Source organism: Mycobacterium sp. 141 (genome assembly GCF_000382405.1).
GTDB lineage: Bacteria > Actinomycetota > Actinomycetes > Mycobacteriales > Mycobacteriaceae > Mycobacterium.
Genome location: NZ_KB908256.1, coordinates 302,674 through 319,705 on the forward strand (window position 1 = coordinate 302,674; position 17,032 = coordinate 319,705).

Genomic DNA, 17,032 nt, shown 5'->3' on the forward strand with positions numbered 1-17,032 from the left:
GAAACACGGTGTGCCGGGCAGCAGACACGCACGCTCGGCGGAACTAGGCCGCCGCAGGCTCGGGTTCGTCGGCTCCCGCGGTGTTCGGCTCCGGCGCCCGATACAACGAGTACCAGGCCACCGCGGCGCACGCCGTGGTGAGCAGCACGTGGGCCCACGAATACATGCCGTGGGCGCCATCGGGTTTCCACATCACCGTGATCCAGGTGGAGAACCCGGCGATCGCCGCGATCGCGGGCCGGGTCTGGATCAACGCGGCGGCCACCGCCAGTGGCCAGGTGTAGTACCAGGGCAGCGCAGCCGGCACGAACAACACCACGACGACCATCGCGAGCGCGATGCCGGTGAGTGCTTCCCGGTCGGTGTGCCGGAACCGCCACCACAGCAGCGGCAGAGCGATCACGATCACGACGATCCCGATGATCCGCGCTACCTCGAGCACCGCGTAGAAGTTCACCGGGAAGACCAGGCCGCCAATGGCGTTGATGAGATTCGATGCCGCAGTCGGCACCGTCAGCCAGTTGATGATCTTCACCGAGCCGGCCAACGCCGTCAGCCAACCCAGCCCGACCCCGGCCGCGAGTGACAGCACCGCGAACACCGCCACGAAGATCAGCGCCGACGCTGCCGTGGCGAGTGCAAACGCCCGCAGCGGGGACAGATCGCGTCTGTCCCGCAGTTGCCGCATCCACACCCAGACCAGGAACGGGAGGGCAAGTCCCGCGGTGGCTTTCACCGCGACCGCCACCGCGATGAGACTGACGCCCCACACCGGGCGACCGGCGAAGGTCAGCGCGATCGCGGCCATCATCAGCCCGACCATCAGCATCTCGTTGTGTACGCCGCCCATCAGCTGAATGATCACCAGCGGGTTGAGCACGCAGATCCACAGCGATGCAGCCCCGTTGGCGCCGACGTGGCGGGCCACGCGTGGCGCCGCCCAGATCAACAGCACCAGGCCGGGCAGCATGCACAACCGCAGCAGCATGGTGCCCGAGACGATGTTGTTGCCCACCAACATCGTGACGAACTTTGCGACGAGGATGAAGGCCGGACCGTACGGCGCGGTGGTGGTGGTCCAGATCGGACTGACGTCCTCCAGCAAGGAGTTCGGGTTGTCCACCGGCCCGACCACATAGGGATCGAGGCCGTCCCGCAGCAGCGCGCCCTGGGCCAGATAGGAGTAGGTGTCTCGGCTGAACAACGGCACGCTCAGCAGCAGCGGAGCCAGCCAGAAACCCGTGGTGGCGATCATGGTGTATTCGGTTGCGGTCCGGTCGATCACCCGCCGGCCGAGCCACAGCCAGGCCCCGAGCATCAGCGCGACGCCGACCCACAACAGCACCGACGAGATCACCAGGCCGTGGCCGAACCGCAACCAGGACAGGTGCATTGACTCCAGCAGGGGATCATGCAGCCGGGTGCTGCCCGCGCCGAGCCCGCCGATGGTCAGCAGTACAGCCCCGAGGAACCCCAGCCGCGCCTGCGCCCCCTGAGGTGACATGGCGAATCCGGCCAAGCGCGAAAGATGATGCATCAGACCGCTGTTCGAGGTCTTAGATTCGGTCGGCGCGGTCATGCCGACCGGTTGGCGGCGAGCCGCGCCAGTTCGGCGATGCCGGCTTTGGCCTGGGTGTGCACGGGCGCGGCGGTCAGCACTTCGAGTGCACGCCGGGTGAGCATCCCGATGTGCTGTTCCACGGCGGCCAGTGCGCCGACGGATTCGATGGCCAGGCGCAGCTCGCGCACCTGGCCATCCGTCAGCTCGGTGCCGATCGTGGTGCGCAGCAGTTTGGCGGCGACGGGGTCGGTCTTGTCGGCCAGTTCCAGTGCTTCTGCGAGCAGCACGGTGCGTTTGCCGGACCGCAGGTCGTCGCCGGAGGGTTTGCCCGTGACAGCGGGATCACCGAACACCCCGAGAACGTCGTCGCGCAGCTGAAAGGCCACCCCGAGGTCGTTGCCGATCCGGTGGAAGATCTCCTGCACGTCGGGTCGGTCGGCGGCCGCGGCGGCGCCCAGCTGCAGCGGCCGGACCACGGTGTAGGACGCCGTCTTGTAGGTGTTGACGTTCATCGCCGAGGCCACCGATTCCGCACCGTTGGATTCGGCGACGATGTCCAGGTATTGGCCACCGAGCACCTCGGTGCGGATGTGTGCCCAGACGTCCTGAACCCGCAGGCGGGCGTCGGCGGGCAGGTCGACGGTGGCCACGATGTCGTCGGCCCAGGCCAATGCCAGGTCACCGAGCAGGATCGCGGCCGACAGGCCGAACTGTTCGGAGGATCCGCGCCAGTGCCGCTCGCGGTGCCATCCGGTGAACAGTCGGTGCACTGTGGGCAGGCCGCGCCGAGTCGCCGAATCGTCGATCACGTCGTCGTGGACCAGGGCACACGCCTGAAGCAATTCCAGAGCTGCGAAAAGGCGCAACGCCTCGCGACCGGCCGGGGAATCGGGAGAATCGGTGACCGCGCGCCAGCCCCAGTAGGCGAACGCCGGGCGCAGCCGCTTGCCGCCGCGCAGCACGAACTCTTCGAGGGTCGCGGTCAGCTCCGCATATTCGGTGCCGATGTAAGCGCAGTCGTGTCGACGTTCCTGCAGGTATTCACGCAACTGTTCGGTCACGGCGCCGGCCAACTCGGCAGCCGACGGTGCCGCTGCTTCCACGCTCAGCGCCCTGCCCCTTTCGTGTGCTCGTGGCCCCCGCGGTGTCTTCAGAGTAGAGCCTGCCACGGGCTTTTCCGGAACGCTTGCTCAGTCGCGCGCGGTCGCAGGCTCGCCCGGTTTCGACGAGCGGTCCCGGCTGTTCCAGGCCAGCGCCCCGATGACACCGGCGACCACGAACGCACCCACCGCCAGCCAGATGGCGGCGGTGGTGAACGAGCGGGCGCTCGGATCGGTGTAGCGGGCCTGGGCGTTCATCGTGCTCACCACACCCGGCCGCAGTTTCCACTCCACGATCGAGGAGCTCACCCGGTCACCGTTGGTCGAGGTCACCTCGCCCGGGAAGGACACGGTCAGGAGTACGTCGGCCTCGGGATCGTTGAGGGTGGTGAGATCGACGCGTCCCTCGAGGATGACGAGCTCGCCGGCGCGCCGCAGCGAGATGTCCACGCCTGCCGCGTCGCGGTTCATCGCGGCCAGTTGCGGCAGCTCGGAGAAGCTGAGGTCGGAGAACACGGCCTCTGAGCCCACATAGTCGTCACGGCTGTACGGGGTAACCGAGACCTTGGTGGCGAACGGCAGGTTGTTGAGCAGCTGCGGGCCCTTGTCGTTGGCGTCCCGGGGTTTGGCGGCGGCGATGATCTGGCCGGAGACACGGTCATCGGGCGACACCGTGAGCGACGTGCGGACGCGGACGCAGCCCACGGCCATCGGCAGCACCAGCAGCAACAACATCAGCAGTGCCGGCAGTCGGCTCTTGCTCCTGGACCATATGAACCGCTTGCGCACCTGGTCATCGTGCCAGATGGGGCGGGGGTCACAGCGGTAGGGCGCGGCCCAGGACGGCGAAGGCGCGGGGGTCGCCCGCGAAGTGGTAACCACGGATGACGTCGGTGAATCCCAGGCGGCGGTACAGCCGCCAGGCGCGGTTGGCCTCGCCGTTGATCTCCGGGGTGGACAGCAGCACGTGGGCTTCGGTGCGGCCGTTGAGCAGGCGTCTGGTCAGTGCTTCGCCCAGACCCCGGCCCTGGGCCCCGGGCTCGATATGCAGTTCGGTCAACTCGAAGTAGCTGGTCATCAACTCGTCGATGCGTGCCGGGTCGGCGCCGACCTGATGTAAACCGGCCACCACCTGCTGCTGCCACCACTGATCGGGCGCGCCGCAGTAGCCGTAGGCGATGCCGAGGAGTGGGGCAGCGGCCAACTCCTCGGTACCCGGCGTCGCGTCCTTGTCGGAGTTGGGCCGGGGGTCGGCGACCTCGACGGCGGCGACGCCTTTCCACCCCTGCCGCCGCGTGTGTTCCACCCACAGCGACGCCCGCTGTTCCTCGGTTCCGCGCGGGTAGCGCATGGCGTCGACGTACACCCGCAGCGCTTCGGGGAGCCGGCGCTGCATGTCGTCCGGCGACAGATCGATGAGATACATCGCCAATTCGGTTGCCTTTCCCGCGGCCGTCGGTGTCGTCACACTCAATTATCGAAGTCATTATCCGGGCGGTGAGGTGCTCGGTCGCGGTTGTGCGCAACGACATACAATCGACGACGAACGAGGTGGTACGGCTCGGATCGACCTCGTATCATTACTGTCAGGTGGCCGTGATGTCGGACACCTGAGGGTTTGGTCAGATTACTTCGGACAATGCGACGGCGGCGTCGGCAAGGAGGGACGAATGCCACTCTCCGATCATGAGCAGCGCATGCTCGATCAGATCGAGAGCGCGCTCTATGCCGAGGATCCCAAGTTCGCCTCGAGCGTTCGCGGTGGGAACTTACGCGCGCCTTCGGCGCGCCGCAGGCTGCAGGGTGCTCTGCTGTTCATCCTCGGCCTGGCGATGCTCGTCGTCGGTGTCGCCGTCAAGGCGACGATGATCGGCGGCTTCCCGGTCTTATCGGTTCTCGGCTTCGTGGTGATGTTCGCGGGCGTGGTGTTCGCCATCACCGGCCCGCGTGTCACGGGCGGACGTGACCACTCGGCTGCGGCACCCGGTTCACCGCGGCAGCGCCGCCAGCGTGGTGGTTCGTTCACCAATCGCATGGAGGACCGTTTCCGCCGGCGCTTCGACGAGTAGGCCGGGATTCGTCCAGGGGTAGCCCACGCGGGCTACCCCTTTTTTGTGCGTCGCGTCGGTCGCCGACACGCCAGTACGCAGCCGCGGATCGACACTTCCCCCACTTCGCCCCACTCCTCCTTCATGCTTATCGACCTGCGGGTTTTCTGTTAACTACTGGCTCGCTCAGGGGAATTCACGCCAGGTGATCTCTTCATCGGTGGCACATGTGGGGCTTCGCAACCAAGTTGTGTCGTCAATGGGAGCAAAGTGGGGGATTGTGGGGTAAAGTGGCGGTCAACGGGGAAACCGGAACCCCGTGTGGGAGGTGGCCAGATGTTTCTGGGCACCTACACGCCCAAGCTCGACGACAAGGGGCGGCTGACGCTGCCCGCCAAGTTCCGCGACGCGCTGGCAGGAGGATTGATGGTCACCAAGAGCCAAGATCACAGCCTCGCCGTCTACCCGCGCGACGAGTTCGAAAAGCTGGCCAGGCGCGCTTCACAGGCCTCTCGGAGCAATCCGGAAGCCCGTGCGTTCCTGCGCAACCTGGCCGCCGCAACCGATGAGCAGCACCCCGACGCGCAGGGCCGGATCACCCTGTCGGCAGATCACCGTCGCTACGCCAACCTGTCCAAGGACTGCGTGGTGATCGGATCGGTCGACTACCTGGAGATCTGGGACGCTCAAGCCTGGCAGGAGTACCAGCAGACCCACGAAGAAAACTTCTCCGCGGCCACTGATGAAACTCTGCGCAACATCATTTGATTCGGACGGTAACCCGAACGAGGCCCGTGCGGCGTGGCCTCTGCCCGAGCCGGCCCTGGCGTACTTCCCCAACGCCAGGTCCCAGGTTTCGGACAGAGACCTCGCCGCAGGGGCAGCCCTTAGCGGAGGTGTTGGTGTGGTCTCGGATGTGGGTGACCACGGTCATGTCCCGGTCTTGCTGGACCGCTGTGTCGAACTGCTCAGCCCTGCGCTGACCCGTCGCCACAGCGACGGATCCGACGCGGTGCTCATCGATGGGACTCTGGGCGCCGGCGGACATTCTGAACGGTTTCTCACCGAGTTTCCCGGTCTGCGGCTCATCGCCCTGGATCGCGATCCCAATGCCTTGGCCATCGCCGGTGCGCGACTGGCCCCCTTCGCCGACCGGGTGACATTCGTCCGCACCCGCTACGACGGCATCCCCGCCGCCATCGCCCAAGCCGGTGCTGACCGGGTCGACGGCGTGCTGTTCGACCTGGGTGTGTCGTCGATGCAGCTCGACCAGGTGCAGCGGGGGTTCTCCTACTCGGCCGACGCTCCGCTGGACATGCGCATGGATCCCGATGCCCGGCTGACTGCCGCCGAGATCCTCAATACCTACGACGCCAAGGAGCTGGCGCGCATACTGCGTGACTTCGGCGAGGAGCGGTTCGCCAGCAGGATCGCCGACAAGGTCGTCAAGCGGCGCGCCGAGCACCCGTTCGAGACAACGGCCGAACTGGTCGAGCTGCTCTACGAGGCCATCCCGGCGCCGGCGCGACGGACCGGGGGGCACCCGGCCAAACGCACGTTCCAGGCGTTGCGCATTGCCGTCAACGGCGAGCTCGATTCGCTGCGGGCCGCGTTGCCTGCCGCATTGGCGGCGTTACGGCCGGGCGGACGCATCGTGGTGATGGCCTACCAGTCGTTGGAGGACCGCATCGTCAAGAATGCGTTCGCCACCGCGACCGCATCACGCACGCCGCCCGGCCTGCCCATCGAACTACCGGGCCACGAACCGGAATTCGTGGCCCTGACCCGAGGCGCCGAGCGGGCCTGTGCCGACGAGATCGAACGCAATCCACGTAGCGCCCCGGCGCGGCTGCGAGCACTTGAAAAGGTTGGGGGAAGGGGCGGCTCATGAAGACCAAGCGACCGGCACCGGCATCGGAGCACACGCGTCGACGCAACGCGCGCAAGCCGGCTCGGGCCGCGGCCCGACGTGCCACCGAGGCCCCGCCCCGCACCCGTAGGCCCGGTACCGATCAGCGTCGCGCCGCGCCGGCGCCGGCAACCGGTCCGATCCCGCGGCCCAAGACTCAGCCGGTGCGCCCCAAGAGCACCAGTCAGGCCAAAGCCCGCGCCAAGGCCCGGAAAGCCAAGGCGCCCAAGGTTATTCGTCCGCCGCTGCGGGAACGCCTGCTGGTCAGGCTGGCCTCGATCGAACTGAACCCGCGGGAGCTGATCGCCAGGGTCCCGTTCGTTGCCCTCGTGATCGCGGCGTTGGGCTTCGGGTTGGGGGTCACGCTGTGGCTGTCCACCGGCTCCGCCGAGCGGTCCTATGAGCTGGGCCATGCTCGGCAGACCACGCAGGGACTGCAGCAGCAGAAAGAGGCACTGGAGCGCGATGTGCTCGAGGCGCAGGCCGCGCCCGCATTGGCCGAGGCGGCCAGGAACCTGGGCATGATCCCGTCACGCGACACCGCCCATCTGGTACAAGACCCGACCGGGAGTTGGACGGTGGTGGGCACGCCGAAACCCGCTGAGGGTGTTCCGCCGCCTCCGATGAACGTTCCGCTACCCGATCCGACCACGCCGCCGCCCGCGCCGCCCGCACCGCCGGCACCGCGTGTCATCGATCCGCGTGAGGTGACCGTGCACATGCCGGAGCCCGGCCAGGTACTGCCGGGACAACCCGCGCCGGCCCCGCAAATTGCCGCACCTCCGGCTGCACCGCTGGTCGCACCTCCGGCCGCACCGCTGGTCGCCGCACCTGCACCCGCACCCGCAGCCGCGCCACCTCTGCCCGCGCCTGTCGCCGACGCGCCGCCGGCCGTTGTACCTGCACCCGTCATACCGGCACCCGCCGCACCTGTTCCGGCCCCGGGCCCGCCCGTGGCCGGGGTGCCGTTGCCCCCGGGCCCGCCCCCCGGCGCCGGACAGTTCGCCCCGGCCGACGCCCCCGTCCCCGCACCGGCGGCATGAGGAGGCGGCCGCAGCCGCCCACGAAGGCGGACCTGACCGGCCAGGGTCGTCCGGCGCGGGCCCGGCGGGTCCGTATCGCCAGGGCAAGCGGTTCGGGCAGTGGATCATTCATGTTCCGGCACCGCGCCGGCAACATCGTCATCTTCGCCGTGCTGGCGATCGCGGTGGCACAGCTGTTCAGCCTGCAGGTTCCGCAGGCGGCAGGCCTGCGGGCCGAGGCCGCCAGCCAGCTCAAGGTCACCGATGTCGAACCGGCACTGCGGGGCAGCATCGTCGACCGCAACGGCGACAAGCTGGCCTTCACTATCGAGGCGAGGGCACTGACCTTCCAGCCGGTCCGGATCCGCAAGCAACTGGCCGACGCCAAGGCCAAGTCGCCGAAGGCGCCAGATCCGGATCGCAGGCTTTCCGACATCGCGAACGAGGTGGCGGCGCGGCTGAACAACAAGCCCGACGCGAAGACGGTACTGCGCAAGCTGAAGAGCGACGACTCGTTCGTGTATCTGGCCCGAGCGGTCGATCCGTCGGTGGCCAACGCCATCATGGACAAGTTCCCCGAAGTAGGTTCGGAACGGCAGGATCTGCGCCAGTACCCGGGTGGAGCCCTGGCGGCCAACATCGTCGGTGGTATCGACTGGGACGGCCACGGGCTGCTCGGGCTCGAGGATTCGCTCGACGCCGAACTGTCGGGCTCGGATGGGTCGCTCACCTATGACCGGGGTTCCGACGGTGTGGTGATCCCCGGTAGCTACCGCAACCGCCACGACGCGGTCAACGGGTCCACCGTGGAGCTGACGCTCGACGACGACATCCAGTACTACGTGCAGCAGCAAGTCCAGATGGCCAAGGACGCGTCCGGCGCCAAGAACGTCTCAGCGGTGGTGTTGGACTCGAAAACCGGTGAAGTGCTGGCGATGTCGAACGACAACACGTTCGACCCCTCCCAGGACATCGGCCGTCAGGGCGACCGGCAGATGGGCAATCTGCCGGTGTCCTCCCCGTTCGAGCCGGGATCGGTCAACAAGATCATCACGGCGTCCACGGCGATCGAACTCGGCCTGACCACGCCCGACGAGGTGCTGCAGGTCCCGGGTTCGATCAACATGGGCGGCGTTACCGTCCGGGACGCCTGGAACCACGGTGTGATGCCGTACACCACAACCGGAGTGTTCGGGAAGTCGTCCAACGTCGGCACGCTGATGCTGGCTCAGCGCATCGGGCCAGACCGGTTCTACGACATGGTCCGCAAGTTCGGGCTGGGGCAGCGCACCAACGTCGGCCTACCCGGCGAGAGCTCCGGTCTGGTCCCCCCGATCGACCAGTGGTCGGGCAGTTCGTTTGCGAACCTGCCGATCGGCCAAGGTCTTTCGATGACGCTGCTGCAGATGACCTCGATGTACCAGACCATCGCCAACGACGGCGTGCGGATGCCGCCGCGGATCATCAAGTCGACCATCGGCCCGGACGGCAGCCGCAAGGACGAGCCCCATCCCGACGGGGTGCGGGTGGTCTCGCCAGAGACCGCGCGCACGGTGCGCAACATGTTCCGCGCGATCGTGCAGCGCGATCCCATGGGCTACCAACAGGGCACCGGTCCGCAGGCTGCCGTCGAGGGCTACCAGATTGCCGGCAAGACCGGCACCGCCCAGCAGATCAACCCGGCCTGCGGCTGCTACTACGACGACGTCTACTGGATCACCTTCGCCGGTATGGCTCCGGCGGACAACCCGCGGTATGTGGTCGGCATCATGATGGACGCGCCGCACCGCGCGGCGGACGGCTCGCCGGGGTCGTCGGCGGCACCACTGTTCCACAACATCGCCTCCTGGTTGCTGCAGCGCCACAATGTGCCCCTGTCTCCTGACCCCGGTCCACCACTGACGCTGCAGGCGACCTGACACCGCAGATCGCCGGATCGACGGTAGGTACTGTGGCAGGGCCATGAAGCCGCGTCCCAGCCATCCCGCCGGCGAACTTCTCGTGTCGCTGGCTGAACAGATCCAGGCCGTTCCCTTCGATGCGTCCCGGCTGCCCGAACTCCGGGTGACCGGTGTGACGCTGCGCGGCCAGGATGCTCGCCCGGGTGATCTGTTCGCCGCGCTGCCGGGTTCGGCCGCGCACGGCGCACGCTACGCGGCCGATGCGGTGTCGCGCGGTGCGGTGGCCGTGTTGACCGATGCGGCCGGTGTCGCCGAACTCGAGGACTCGCTCGGCGTGCCGGTGCTGGTTCATCCGGAACCCCGCTCGGTACTCGGCCAGGCCGCGGCCGCGGTCTACGGCAACCCCGCCGAGCGGCTGCGGGTCATCGGTGTCACCGGAACCTCGGGGAAGACCACCACCACCTATCTGGTGGAGGCCGGGCTGCGGGCGGCGGGCCGGGTCGCGGGTCTGATCGGCACCGTCGGGGTCCGTATCGACGGCAACGATCTGCCCAGTGCGCTGACCACCCCGGAGGCGCCCGATCTGCAGGCGCTGCTGGCTGTCATGGTCGAGAGCGGGGTGGACACCGTGGTGATGGAGGTGTCCAGCCACGCGTTGATGCTCGGCCGCGTGGATGGGGTGCGCTTCGCCGTCGGCGGGTTCACCAACCTGTCCCGCGATCATCTTGACTTTCACCCGACGATGGCGGACTACTTCGAGGCCAAGGCCCGGTTGTTCGATCCCGCGTCGCCGAATCACGCGGCCGCAGCCGTGATCTGTGTAGACGACGACGCGGGGGTGGCCATGGCCGAGCGGGCCGACGACCCTGTGACGGTGAGCGCGACGGGCCGGCCGGCGGACTGGGCGGTGCAGGCGGTCACAGCGGCGGGACCGGGAGCCCAGGAATTCATTGTGGTCGACCCCGCCGGTGTGCACCACGAGCTGGGCGTCGGGCTGCCCGGTCGCTACAACGTGGCCAACGCCGCGCTGGCGTTGGGTCTGCTCGACGTCGTCGGGGTTTCGCCCGTACAGGCAGCGCCCGGACTGCGCAGTGCGGCAGTCCCCGGTCGACTGGAGGCGATCGACCGCGGCCAGCCGTTCCTGGCGTTGGTCGACTATGCCCACAAGCCCGGTGCGCTGCGGGCGGTGTTGGAGACGCTACGGACCGCGGGCGCGGCGACGGGGCAACACCGTACCCGGCTGGCAGTGGTCTTCGGTGCCGGGGGCAACCGGGACGCCGGCAAGCGTGAGCTGATGGGGAGCGTGGCCGCCGAGCTGGCCGACCTGGTGGTGATCACCGATGACAATCCGCGTGACGAAAATCCCGCGACGATCCGGGCCGCCATCATGGCCGGCGCGGTCGCCGGAGCCGCCGACGTGGTCGAGGTGGGTGACCGGCGGAAAGCCATCGACCACGCCGTGGCCTGGGCGCGGCCGGGCGACATCGTGCTGATCGCCGGCAAGGGTCACGAGTCCGGGCAGACCAGCGGTGGCCAGACCCGCCCCTTCGACGATCGCACCGAGCTCGCGGCGGCACTGGAGGCGCTGTCGGCAGTGGGGGCAGAGGTCGGGGAGCCAGGGGAGTCGGGCGCATGATCGAGATGACAGTCGCCAGGGTCGCCGAGATCGTCGGCGGCGAACTGGCCGACATCACCGCCGAGCAGGCGGCGCAGACGCGGGTTACCGGCACTGTCGAGTTCGATTCCCGCGCAGTCGGTCCCGGTGGGCTGTTCCTGGCGCTGCCGGGGGCCCGGTCGGATGGTCACGACTTCGCCGCGGCTGCGGTGGCGTCGGGGGCGGCGGCGGTGCTGGCCACGCGGCCGGTCGGCGTGCCCGCGATCATCGTCCGGCCTGAACCCGGGGCGGCCGACGCGGCGTCGGGAGCCCTCGAACACGACACCGACGGATCGGGCGCGGCGGTGCTGGCCGCGCTGGCGCGGCTGGCCGCCGCAGTGGCCACCGAGCTGGCCGAGGGCGGGCTCAAGATCATCGGTGTCACCGGATCGTCCGGTAAGACGTCGACCAAGGATCTGCTGGCCGCGGTGTTGTCCCCGTTGGGGGAGGTGGTCGCCCCGCCGGGTTCGTTCAACAACGAACTCGGCCATCCGTGGACGGTGCTGCGCGCCACCACCGACACCGACTACCTGATCCTGGAGATGTCGGCGCGCCATCCCGGCAACATCGCAGCACTGGCCGCGATTGCCAGGCCGTCCATCGCCGTGGTGCTCAACGTCGGTACCGCCCACCTCGGCGAATTCGGCTCGCGCGAGGTCATCGCCAAGACGAAAGCCGAGCTGCCGCAAGCTGTCCCCGAGACCGGCGTGGTGGTGCTCAATGCCGACGACACCGCGGTGGCGGCCATGGCCGCCCTGACCGACGCCCGCGTGGTGCGGGTCTCGCGCGAGCCGGGGGCGGCGGTGGACCTGTGGGCCGGTCCTGTGACGCTCGATGGATTGGCCAGGCCGCGGTTCACCCTGCACACCGCCGCCGGGCAGGTCGAGCTCGCGTTGGCGGTACACGGCGACCATCAGGTGTCCAATGCGCTGAGCGCGGCGGCGGTCGCGCTCGAATGCGGGGCGACGCTGGAGCAGGTCGCCGAGGCGCTGTCGGGCGCCGGGCCGGTCTCGCGGCACCGCATGCAGGTGAGCACCCGGGCCGACGGCGTGACGGTCATCAACGATGCGTACAACGCGAACCCCGATTCGATGCGGGCCGGGTTGAAGGCGCTGGCCTGGATGGCCAGTGAAAAGTCCGGCGAAGGCGCCACTGTGGGCCGGCGCAGCTGGGCGGTTCTCGGTGAGATGGCCGAGTTGGGTGAGGATGCGATATCCGAGCACGATCGCATCGGCCGGCTGGCGGTGCGCTTAGATGTTTCTCGACTCATCGTCGTCGGAACCGGAAGGTCGTTGAGCGCCATGCACCACGGAGCGGTAATGGAGGGCTCATGGGGCTCGGAGTCCAGGATGGTCGCCGATGCTGACACTGCACTGCACCTGTTGCGCGCCGAGCTGCAGCCCGGTGACGTGGTGCTGGTGAAAGCCTCCAATTCGGCGGGGCTCGGCGTGCTCGCCGACACCCTGGCGGCTGACGCCGGAGGCGTCGGTGAGGCGGCCGACGCCGGAGGCGTCGATGAGGCGGCTGACGCCGGAGGCTGCGGATGAAGCTGATCCTCATCGCCGTCGGCATCGCGTTGACGGTGTCCATCCTGCTGACCCCGGCGTTGATCCGGTTGTTCACCAAGCGGGGGCTGGGCCACGAGATACGGGAAGACGGCCCGGCCAGTCACGCCAAGAAACGCGGGACCCCGTCGATGGGCGGGGTGGCCATCGTCGCCGGCATCTGGGCCGGTTACCTGGGCACCCACCTGGTCGGCATGGCGATGGGTGGGGACGGTCCGTCGGCGTCGGGCATGCTCGTGCTCGGTCTGGCCACCATGCTTGGCGGTGTCGGTTTCCTCGATGATCTGATCAAGCTGCGCCGGTCGCGCAACCTGGGGCTGAACAAGACCGCCAAAACGGTCGGTCAGCTGCTTGCCGCGGTGTTGTTCGGCGTGCTGGTCCTGCAGTTCCGCAACAATGACGGGCTGACACCGGGCAGCCCGGAGTTGTCCTATGTGCGTGAGATCGCCACGGTCACGCTGGCGTCGTGGGTGTTCGTGCTGTTCTGCGTGGTGATTGTCAGTGCATGGTCGAATGCGGTGAACTTCACCGACGGTCTGGACGGCCTGGCCGCCGGCGCGATGGCGATGGTCTGCGCGGCGTACGTGCTGATCACCTTCTGGCAGTTCCGTAACGCCTGTGCCACCGCACCCGGGCTGGGCTGCTACAACGTGCGCGACCCGCTGGATCTGGCGCTGATCGCCGCCGCGGCGGCGGGTGCCTGCATCGGCTTCCTGTGGTGGAATGCCGCCCCGGCCAAGATCTTCATGGGTGACACCGGCTCGTTGGCTCTGGGTGGCATCATCGCCGGCCTGTCGGTGATGAGCCGCACCGAGATCCTCGCGGTGGTTCTGGGCGCGCTGTTCGTCGCCGAGGTCACCTCGGTGGTGGTCCAGATTCTCGCGTTCCGCACGACGGGCCGCAGGGTGTTCCGCATGGCGCCGTTCCACCACCACTTCGAGTTGGTCGGTTGGGCGGAGACGACGGTCATCATCCGGTTCTGGTTGTTGACGGCGATCGCCTGTGGGCTGGGCGTAGCCCTGTTCTACAGCGAATGGCTGACCGCTGTCGGGGCCTGACGTGGCCGGGCGGCCCGCACGTGAGGAGGACAGAAAACGGCCCGCACGTGAGGAGGACAGAAAACGGCCCGCACGTGAGGAGGACAGAAGACTTCCCGCACGTGAGGAGGACAGAAAACTTCCAGCGCCGTTGATCGCGGGTGCGCCGGTGCTCGTCACGGGCGCAGGCATCACCGGCCGGGCCGTGCTGGCCGTGCTGGCGCCGCTGGGGGTCGCCGCGACACTGTGTGACGACAACGTCGAGGCCCTGCGGTCGTACGCGGACGAGGGTGTCGCCGTCGTGGATCCGGCCGGGGCTGTTGCTGCGATCGGGGATTTCGCGCTGGTGGTGACGAGTCCAGGATTTCCACCGAGCGCGCCGGTGCTGGCTGCCGCCGCGGCCGCGGGTGTGCCGATCTGGGGTGACGTCGAGCTGGCCTGGCGTCTGGATGCGGCGGGATGCTTCGGGCCACCGCGGCGCTGGCTCGTGGTCACCGGGACCAACGGCAAGACCACGACCACCTCGATGCTGCACGAGATGCTCGTGGCGGCCGGCCGACGCAGCGTGCTGTGCGGCAACATCGGTGACCCCGTGCTGGCGGTGCTCGATCAGCCTGCAGAACTGCTGGCCGTCGAGCTGTCGAGCTTCCAGCTGCATTGGGCGCCCTCGCTGCGGCCCGAGGCCGGTGTGGTGCTCAACGTGGCCGAGGACCATCTCGACTGGCACGGGTCGATGGAGGCCTACGCGCGCGACAAGTCCCGCGTGCTCGACGGCGGGGTGGCCGTGGTGGGGCTCGACGATCCGGTCGCCGCCGGGCTACTCGGCTCCGCGGGTGCGCCCGTGCGGGTCGGTTTCCGGCTCGGTGAGCCGGCACCAGGGGAGCTCGGGGTGCGTGCCGGCAAGCTCATCGACCGGGCGTTCGGCAGTGACGTCGAGTTGGCTGACGCGGCGACCATCGGGGTCGCAGGCCCGGTTGGCGTGCTCGACGCGCTGGGGGCGGCAGCGCTGGCGCGGGCCGTGGACGTACCGCCCGAGGCGATCGCGGCCGCTCTCGCGTCATTCCGGGTCGGTCGGCACCGGGCCGAGATGGTCGGGACTGTCGACGGGGTGCGCTACGTCGACGATTCGAAGGCCACCAATCCGCACGCCGCGCAGGCTTCGATCACCGCATACCCGCGGGTGGTGTGGATCGCCGGCGGGCTCTTGAAGGGCGCTTCGGTTGATGAGCTGGTACGACACGTCGCGGGCCGGCTCGCCGGGGTGATCGTGATCGGGCGCGACCGCCGAGCGGTTGCCGAGGCGTTATCGCGACACGCACCGGATGTCCCCGTCGTCGAGCTTGTGGCGGGGGAGGATTCTGGGGTGCTTGAGACTAGTGGGTCTATTGGTAAACATGTGACTCGTGTGATCGAAGTGGCGGGGCGGCCGGTCTCCGAAGCTGTCATGGCCGCCGCCGTCGACGCCGCCCGCCAGCTGGCGAGGCCTGGCGACACGGTGTTGCTGGCCCCGGCCGGAGCATCCTTCGATCAGTTCAGCGGCTACGGCCAGCGCGGCGACATGTTCGCTGCGGCCGTGCACGCTGTCACCGGGTAACTGCTGTGGGCAACATCCTCAACCGGCTGCGGCGCCGCGGCGGTGCAAAGGGTGAAGGCGATGACGCCGGCGCAGAAGCCGCCGCCGATCCGGCCGCGGGCAGCTCGGAGTCTGCTGCGACGGTGAGCGAGCCGCGCACGCGGTTCGGGGCCTGGCTGGGTCGGCCGATGACGTCGTTCCACCTCATCATCGCGATTACGGCTTTGCTGACGACACTTGGCCTGATCATGGTGCTCTCGGCGTCGGGCGTGTACTCCTACGACATGGACGGCTCACCCTGGGCGGTGTTCGGTCGCCAGGTGATGTGGACGGTTGTGGGTCTCATCGCGTTCTATGTGGTGCTGCGCGTGCCGATCAAGACGATGCGACGGTTCGCGTTCCCCATGTTCGCGATGACGATCATCGCGTTGATATTGGTGCTGATCCCCGGCATCGGCACCTACTCCAACGGTTCGCGCGGCTGGTTCGTGGTCGCCGGGTTCTCCATGCAGCCCTCCGAGTTGGCCAAGATCGCGTTCGCGATCTGGGGTGCGCACCTGCTCGCATCGCGGCGTCTGGAACATGCGTCGCTGCGGGAAATGCTGATCCCGCTGGTTCCCGGGGCGGTGGTCGCGTTGGCACTGATCGTCGCCCAACCGGACCTCGGTCAGACGGTGTCGATGGGCATCATTCTGCTGGGCCTGCTCTGGTACGCCGGCCTGCCACTGCGGGTGTTCGTGACTTCGCTGCTGGCGGCGGTCGCCGCGGCAGCAGTGCTCGCGATGTCCGCGGGCTACCGGTCCGACCGCGTGCAGTCCTGGCTCAATCCCACAGCGGATGGTCAGGGTTCGGGCTATCAGTCGCGTCAGGCGCGGTTCGCACTCGCCAACGGCGGCGTGTTCGGCGACGGGCTGGGACAGGGCACCGCCAAGTGGAACTACCTGCCGAACGCGCACAACGACTTCATCTTCGCAATCATCGGTGAGGAACTCGGCCTGGTCGGTGCGGTCGGACTGCTCGCCCTGTTCGGCCTGTTCGCCTACACCGGTATGCGGATCGCGCGCCGCTCGGCCGACCCGTTCCTGCGGCTGCTCACCGCGACCACCACGCTGTGGCTGGTCGGTCAGATGTTCATCAACGTCGGCTATGTGGTGGGTCTGCTACCGATCACGGGTCTGCAGCTACCACTGATATCGGCTGGCGGATCAGCCCAGGCGACAACGCTTTTGATGATGGGTCTGATCACCAATGCGGCCCGGCACGAGCCCGAGGCGGTCGCTGCGCTGCGCGCCGGACGGGATGACCGGATGAACCGCCTGCTCCGGCTGCCGATGCCCGAACCGTATGTGCCGACCCGGCTGGAATCGGCCCGGGACCGCCTGCACACCCGCAAGGTTGTGGCAGCCGCCAAGGCCAGGCCGCCCCGCAAGGCGGACCGCAAACCGGACCGCAGAATCGATCGGCGCCCCGACCGCAAGGCGGTGGACAGCCGGCGTAAACCTCAACCGACCGATCGAGCGGTGCGCCGCTCCGGGCGGACGGGCGCCCAGCAGCCGGCTGGGGGCGGAAGGGCAACGGTCCGATATGGTTCGGGCCAACGTAACCAGGGCCGTGGGGCCCGAGCACTGGAAGGTCAGCGTTACGGGTGAGCGAGGCTTCACG

At 68.4% G+C, this 17,032-nt stretch carries 14 protein-coding genes; 10 read left to right on the forward strand and 4 right to left on the reverse strand.

Going from position 1 to position 17,032, the window contains the following annotated elements:
- Nucleotides 1-43: 43 nt before the first annotated feature.
- The 4 genes from H276_RS0104195 to H276_RS0104210 all read right to left on the reverse strand — a co-directional run bounded on the left by H276_RS0104195 (nucleotide 44) and on the right by H276_RS0104210 (nucleotide 4,093).
- Nucleotides 44-1,579 carry an alpha-(1->6)-mannopyranosyltransferase A gene (locus H276_RS0104195; protein ID WP_019970057.1) on the reverse strand — a complete coding sequence of 512 codons (1,536 nt, stop codon included), beginning with the start codon at nucleotides 1,577-1,579 and terminating at the stop codon, nucleotides 44-46.
- Nucleotides 1,576-2,664 (reverse strand): bifunctional (2E,6E)-farnesyl/geranyl diphosphate synthase, encoded by a 1,089-nt coding sequence (gene idsA2, locus H276_RS0104200; protein WP_019970058.1) that lies wholly within the window; start codon nucleotides 2,662-2,664, stop codon nucleotides 1,576-1,578. Before idsA2 ends, H276_RS0104195 begins: the two co-directional genes overlap by 4 nt.
- Nucleotides 2,665-2,751: 87 nt before the next feature.
- Nucleotides 2,752-3,396 (reverse strand): LppM family (lipo)protein, encoded by a 645-nt coding sequence (locus H276_RS0104205; protein ID WP_051111382.1) that lies wholly within the window; start codon nucleotides 3,394-3,396, stop codon nucleotides 2,752-2,754.
- 82 nt (nucleotides 3,397-3,478) lie between these two features.
- A complete protein-coding gene (locus tag H276_RS0104210; protein WP_026356573.1) occupies nucleotides 3,479-4,093 on the reverse strand; it encodes an N-acetyltransferase in 615 nt (204 codons plus the stop codon).
- A 238-nt stretch (nucleotides 4,094-4,331) separates the two neighbouring features.
- Here H276_RS0104210 and H276_RS0104220 point away from each other — a divergent pair, with 238 nt between their 5' ends.
- The 10 genes from H276_RS0104220 (at nucleotide 4,332) to ftsW (ending at nucleotide 17,019) form a co-directional block, all read left to right on the forward strand.
- Nucleotides 4,332-4,730, forward strand: coding sequence for a DUF3040 domain-containing protein (locus tag H276_RS0104220; RefSeq protein ID WP_018599515.1), 399 nt, complete (start codon nucleotides 4,332-4,334; stop codon nucleotides 4,728-4,730).
- A gap of 315 nt (nucleotides 4,731-5,045) precedes the next feature.
- Nucleotides 5,046-5,477, forward strand: a complete 432-nt coding sequence (mraZ, locus tag H276_RS0104225; protein WP_019970062.1) for a division/cell wall cluster transcriptional repressor MraZ — start codon at nucleotides 5,046-5,048, stop codon at nucleotides 5,475-5,477.
- Nucleotides 5,452-6,600 carry a 16S rRNA (cytosine(1402)-N(4))-methyltransferase RsmH gene (gene rsmH / locus H276_RS0104230; protein WP_369758397.1) on the forward strand — a complete coding sequence of 383 codons (1,149 nt, stop codon included), beginning with the start codon at nucleotides 5,452-5,454 and terminating at the stop codon, nucleotides 6,598-6,600. The genes mraZ and rsmH overlap by 26 nt, the downstream gene beginning before the upstream one ends.
- The gene (locus H276_RS0104235; RefSeq protein ID WP_019970064.1) at nucleotides 6,597-7,661 is read left to right on the forward strand and encodes a hypothetical protein; all 1,065 of its coding nucleotides are present in this window, start codon (nucleotides 6,597-6,599) and stop codon (nucleotides 7,659-7,661) included. The genes rsmH and H276_RS0104235 overlap by 4 nt, the downstream gene beginning before the upstream one ends.
- The gene (locus H276_RS0104240) at nucleotides 7,658-9,559 is read left to right on the forward strand and encodes a penicillin-binding protein 2 (protein ID WP_026356574.1); all 1,902 of its coding nucleotides are present in this window, start codon (nucleotides 7,658-7,660) and stop codon (nucleotides 9,557-9,559) included. The genes H276_RS0104235 and H276_RS0104240 overlap by 4 nt, the downstream gene beginning before the upstream one ends.
- Nucleotides 9,560-9,602: 43 nt before the next feature.
- Nucleotides 9,603-11,177: a UDP-N-acetylmuramoyl-L-alanyl-D-glutamate--2,6-diaminopimelate ligase gene (locus H276_RS0104245; RefSeq protein WP_019970066.1), complete on the forward strand. Its 1,575-nt coding sequence runs from the start codon at nucleotides 9,603-9,605 to the stop codon at nucleotides 11,175-11,177.
- Complete coding sequence (murF, locus tag H276_RS0104250) at nucleotides 11,174-12,742, forward strand: UDP-N-acetylmuramoyl-tripeptide--D-alanyl-D-alanine ligase (RefSeq protein ID WP_019970067.1); 1,569 nt, start codon at nucleotides 11,174-11,176, stop codon at nucleotides 12,740-12,742. Before H276_RS0104245 ends, murF begins: the two co-directional genes overlap by 4 nt.
- Entirely contained in the window at nucleotides 12,739-13,818 is a 1,080-nt protein-coding gene (gene mraY, locus H276_RS0104255) for a phospho-N-acetylmuramoyl-pentapeptide-transferase (RefSeq protein ID WP_019970068.1), read from the forward strand. Before murF ends, mraY begins: the two co-directional genes overlap by 4 nt.
- A gap of 130 nt (nucleotides 13,819-13,948) precedes the next feature.
- A complete protein-coding gene (murD, locus tag H276_RS0104260) occupies nucleotides 13,949-15,391 on the forward strand; it encodes a UDP-N-acetylmuramoyl-L-alanine--D-glutamate ligase (protein WP_026356575.1) in 1,443 nt (480 codons plus the stop codon).
- A 5-nt stretch (nucleotides 15,392-15,396) separates the two neighbouring features.
- Nucleotides 15,397-17,019: a putative lipid II flippase FtsW gene (ftsW, locus tag H276_RS0104265; protein WP_019970070.1), complete on the forward strand. Its 1,623-nt coding sequence runs from the start codon at nucleotides 15,397-15,399 to the stop codon at nucleotides 17,017-17,019.
- Nucleotides 17,020-17,032: the final 13 nt, after the last annotated feature.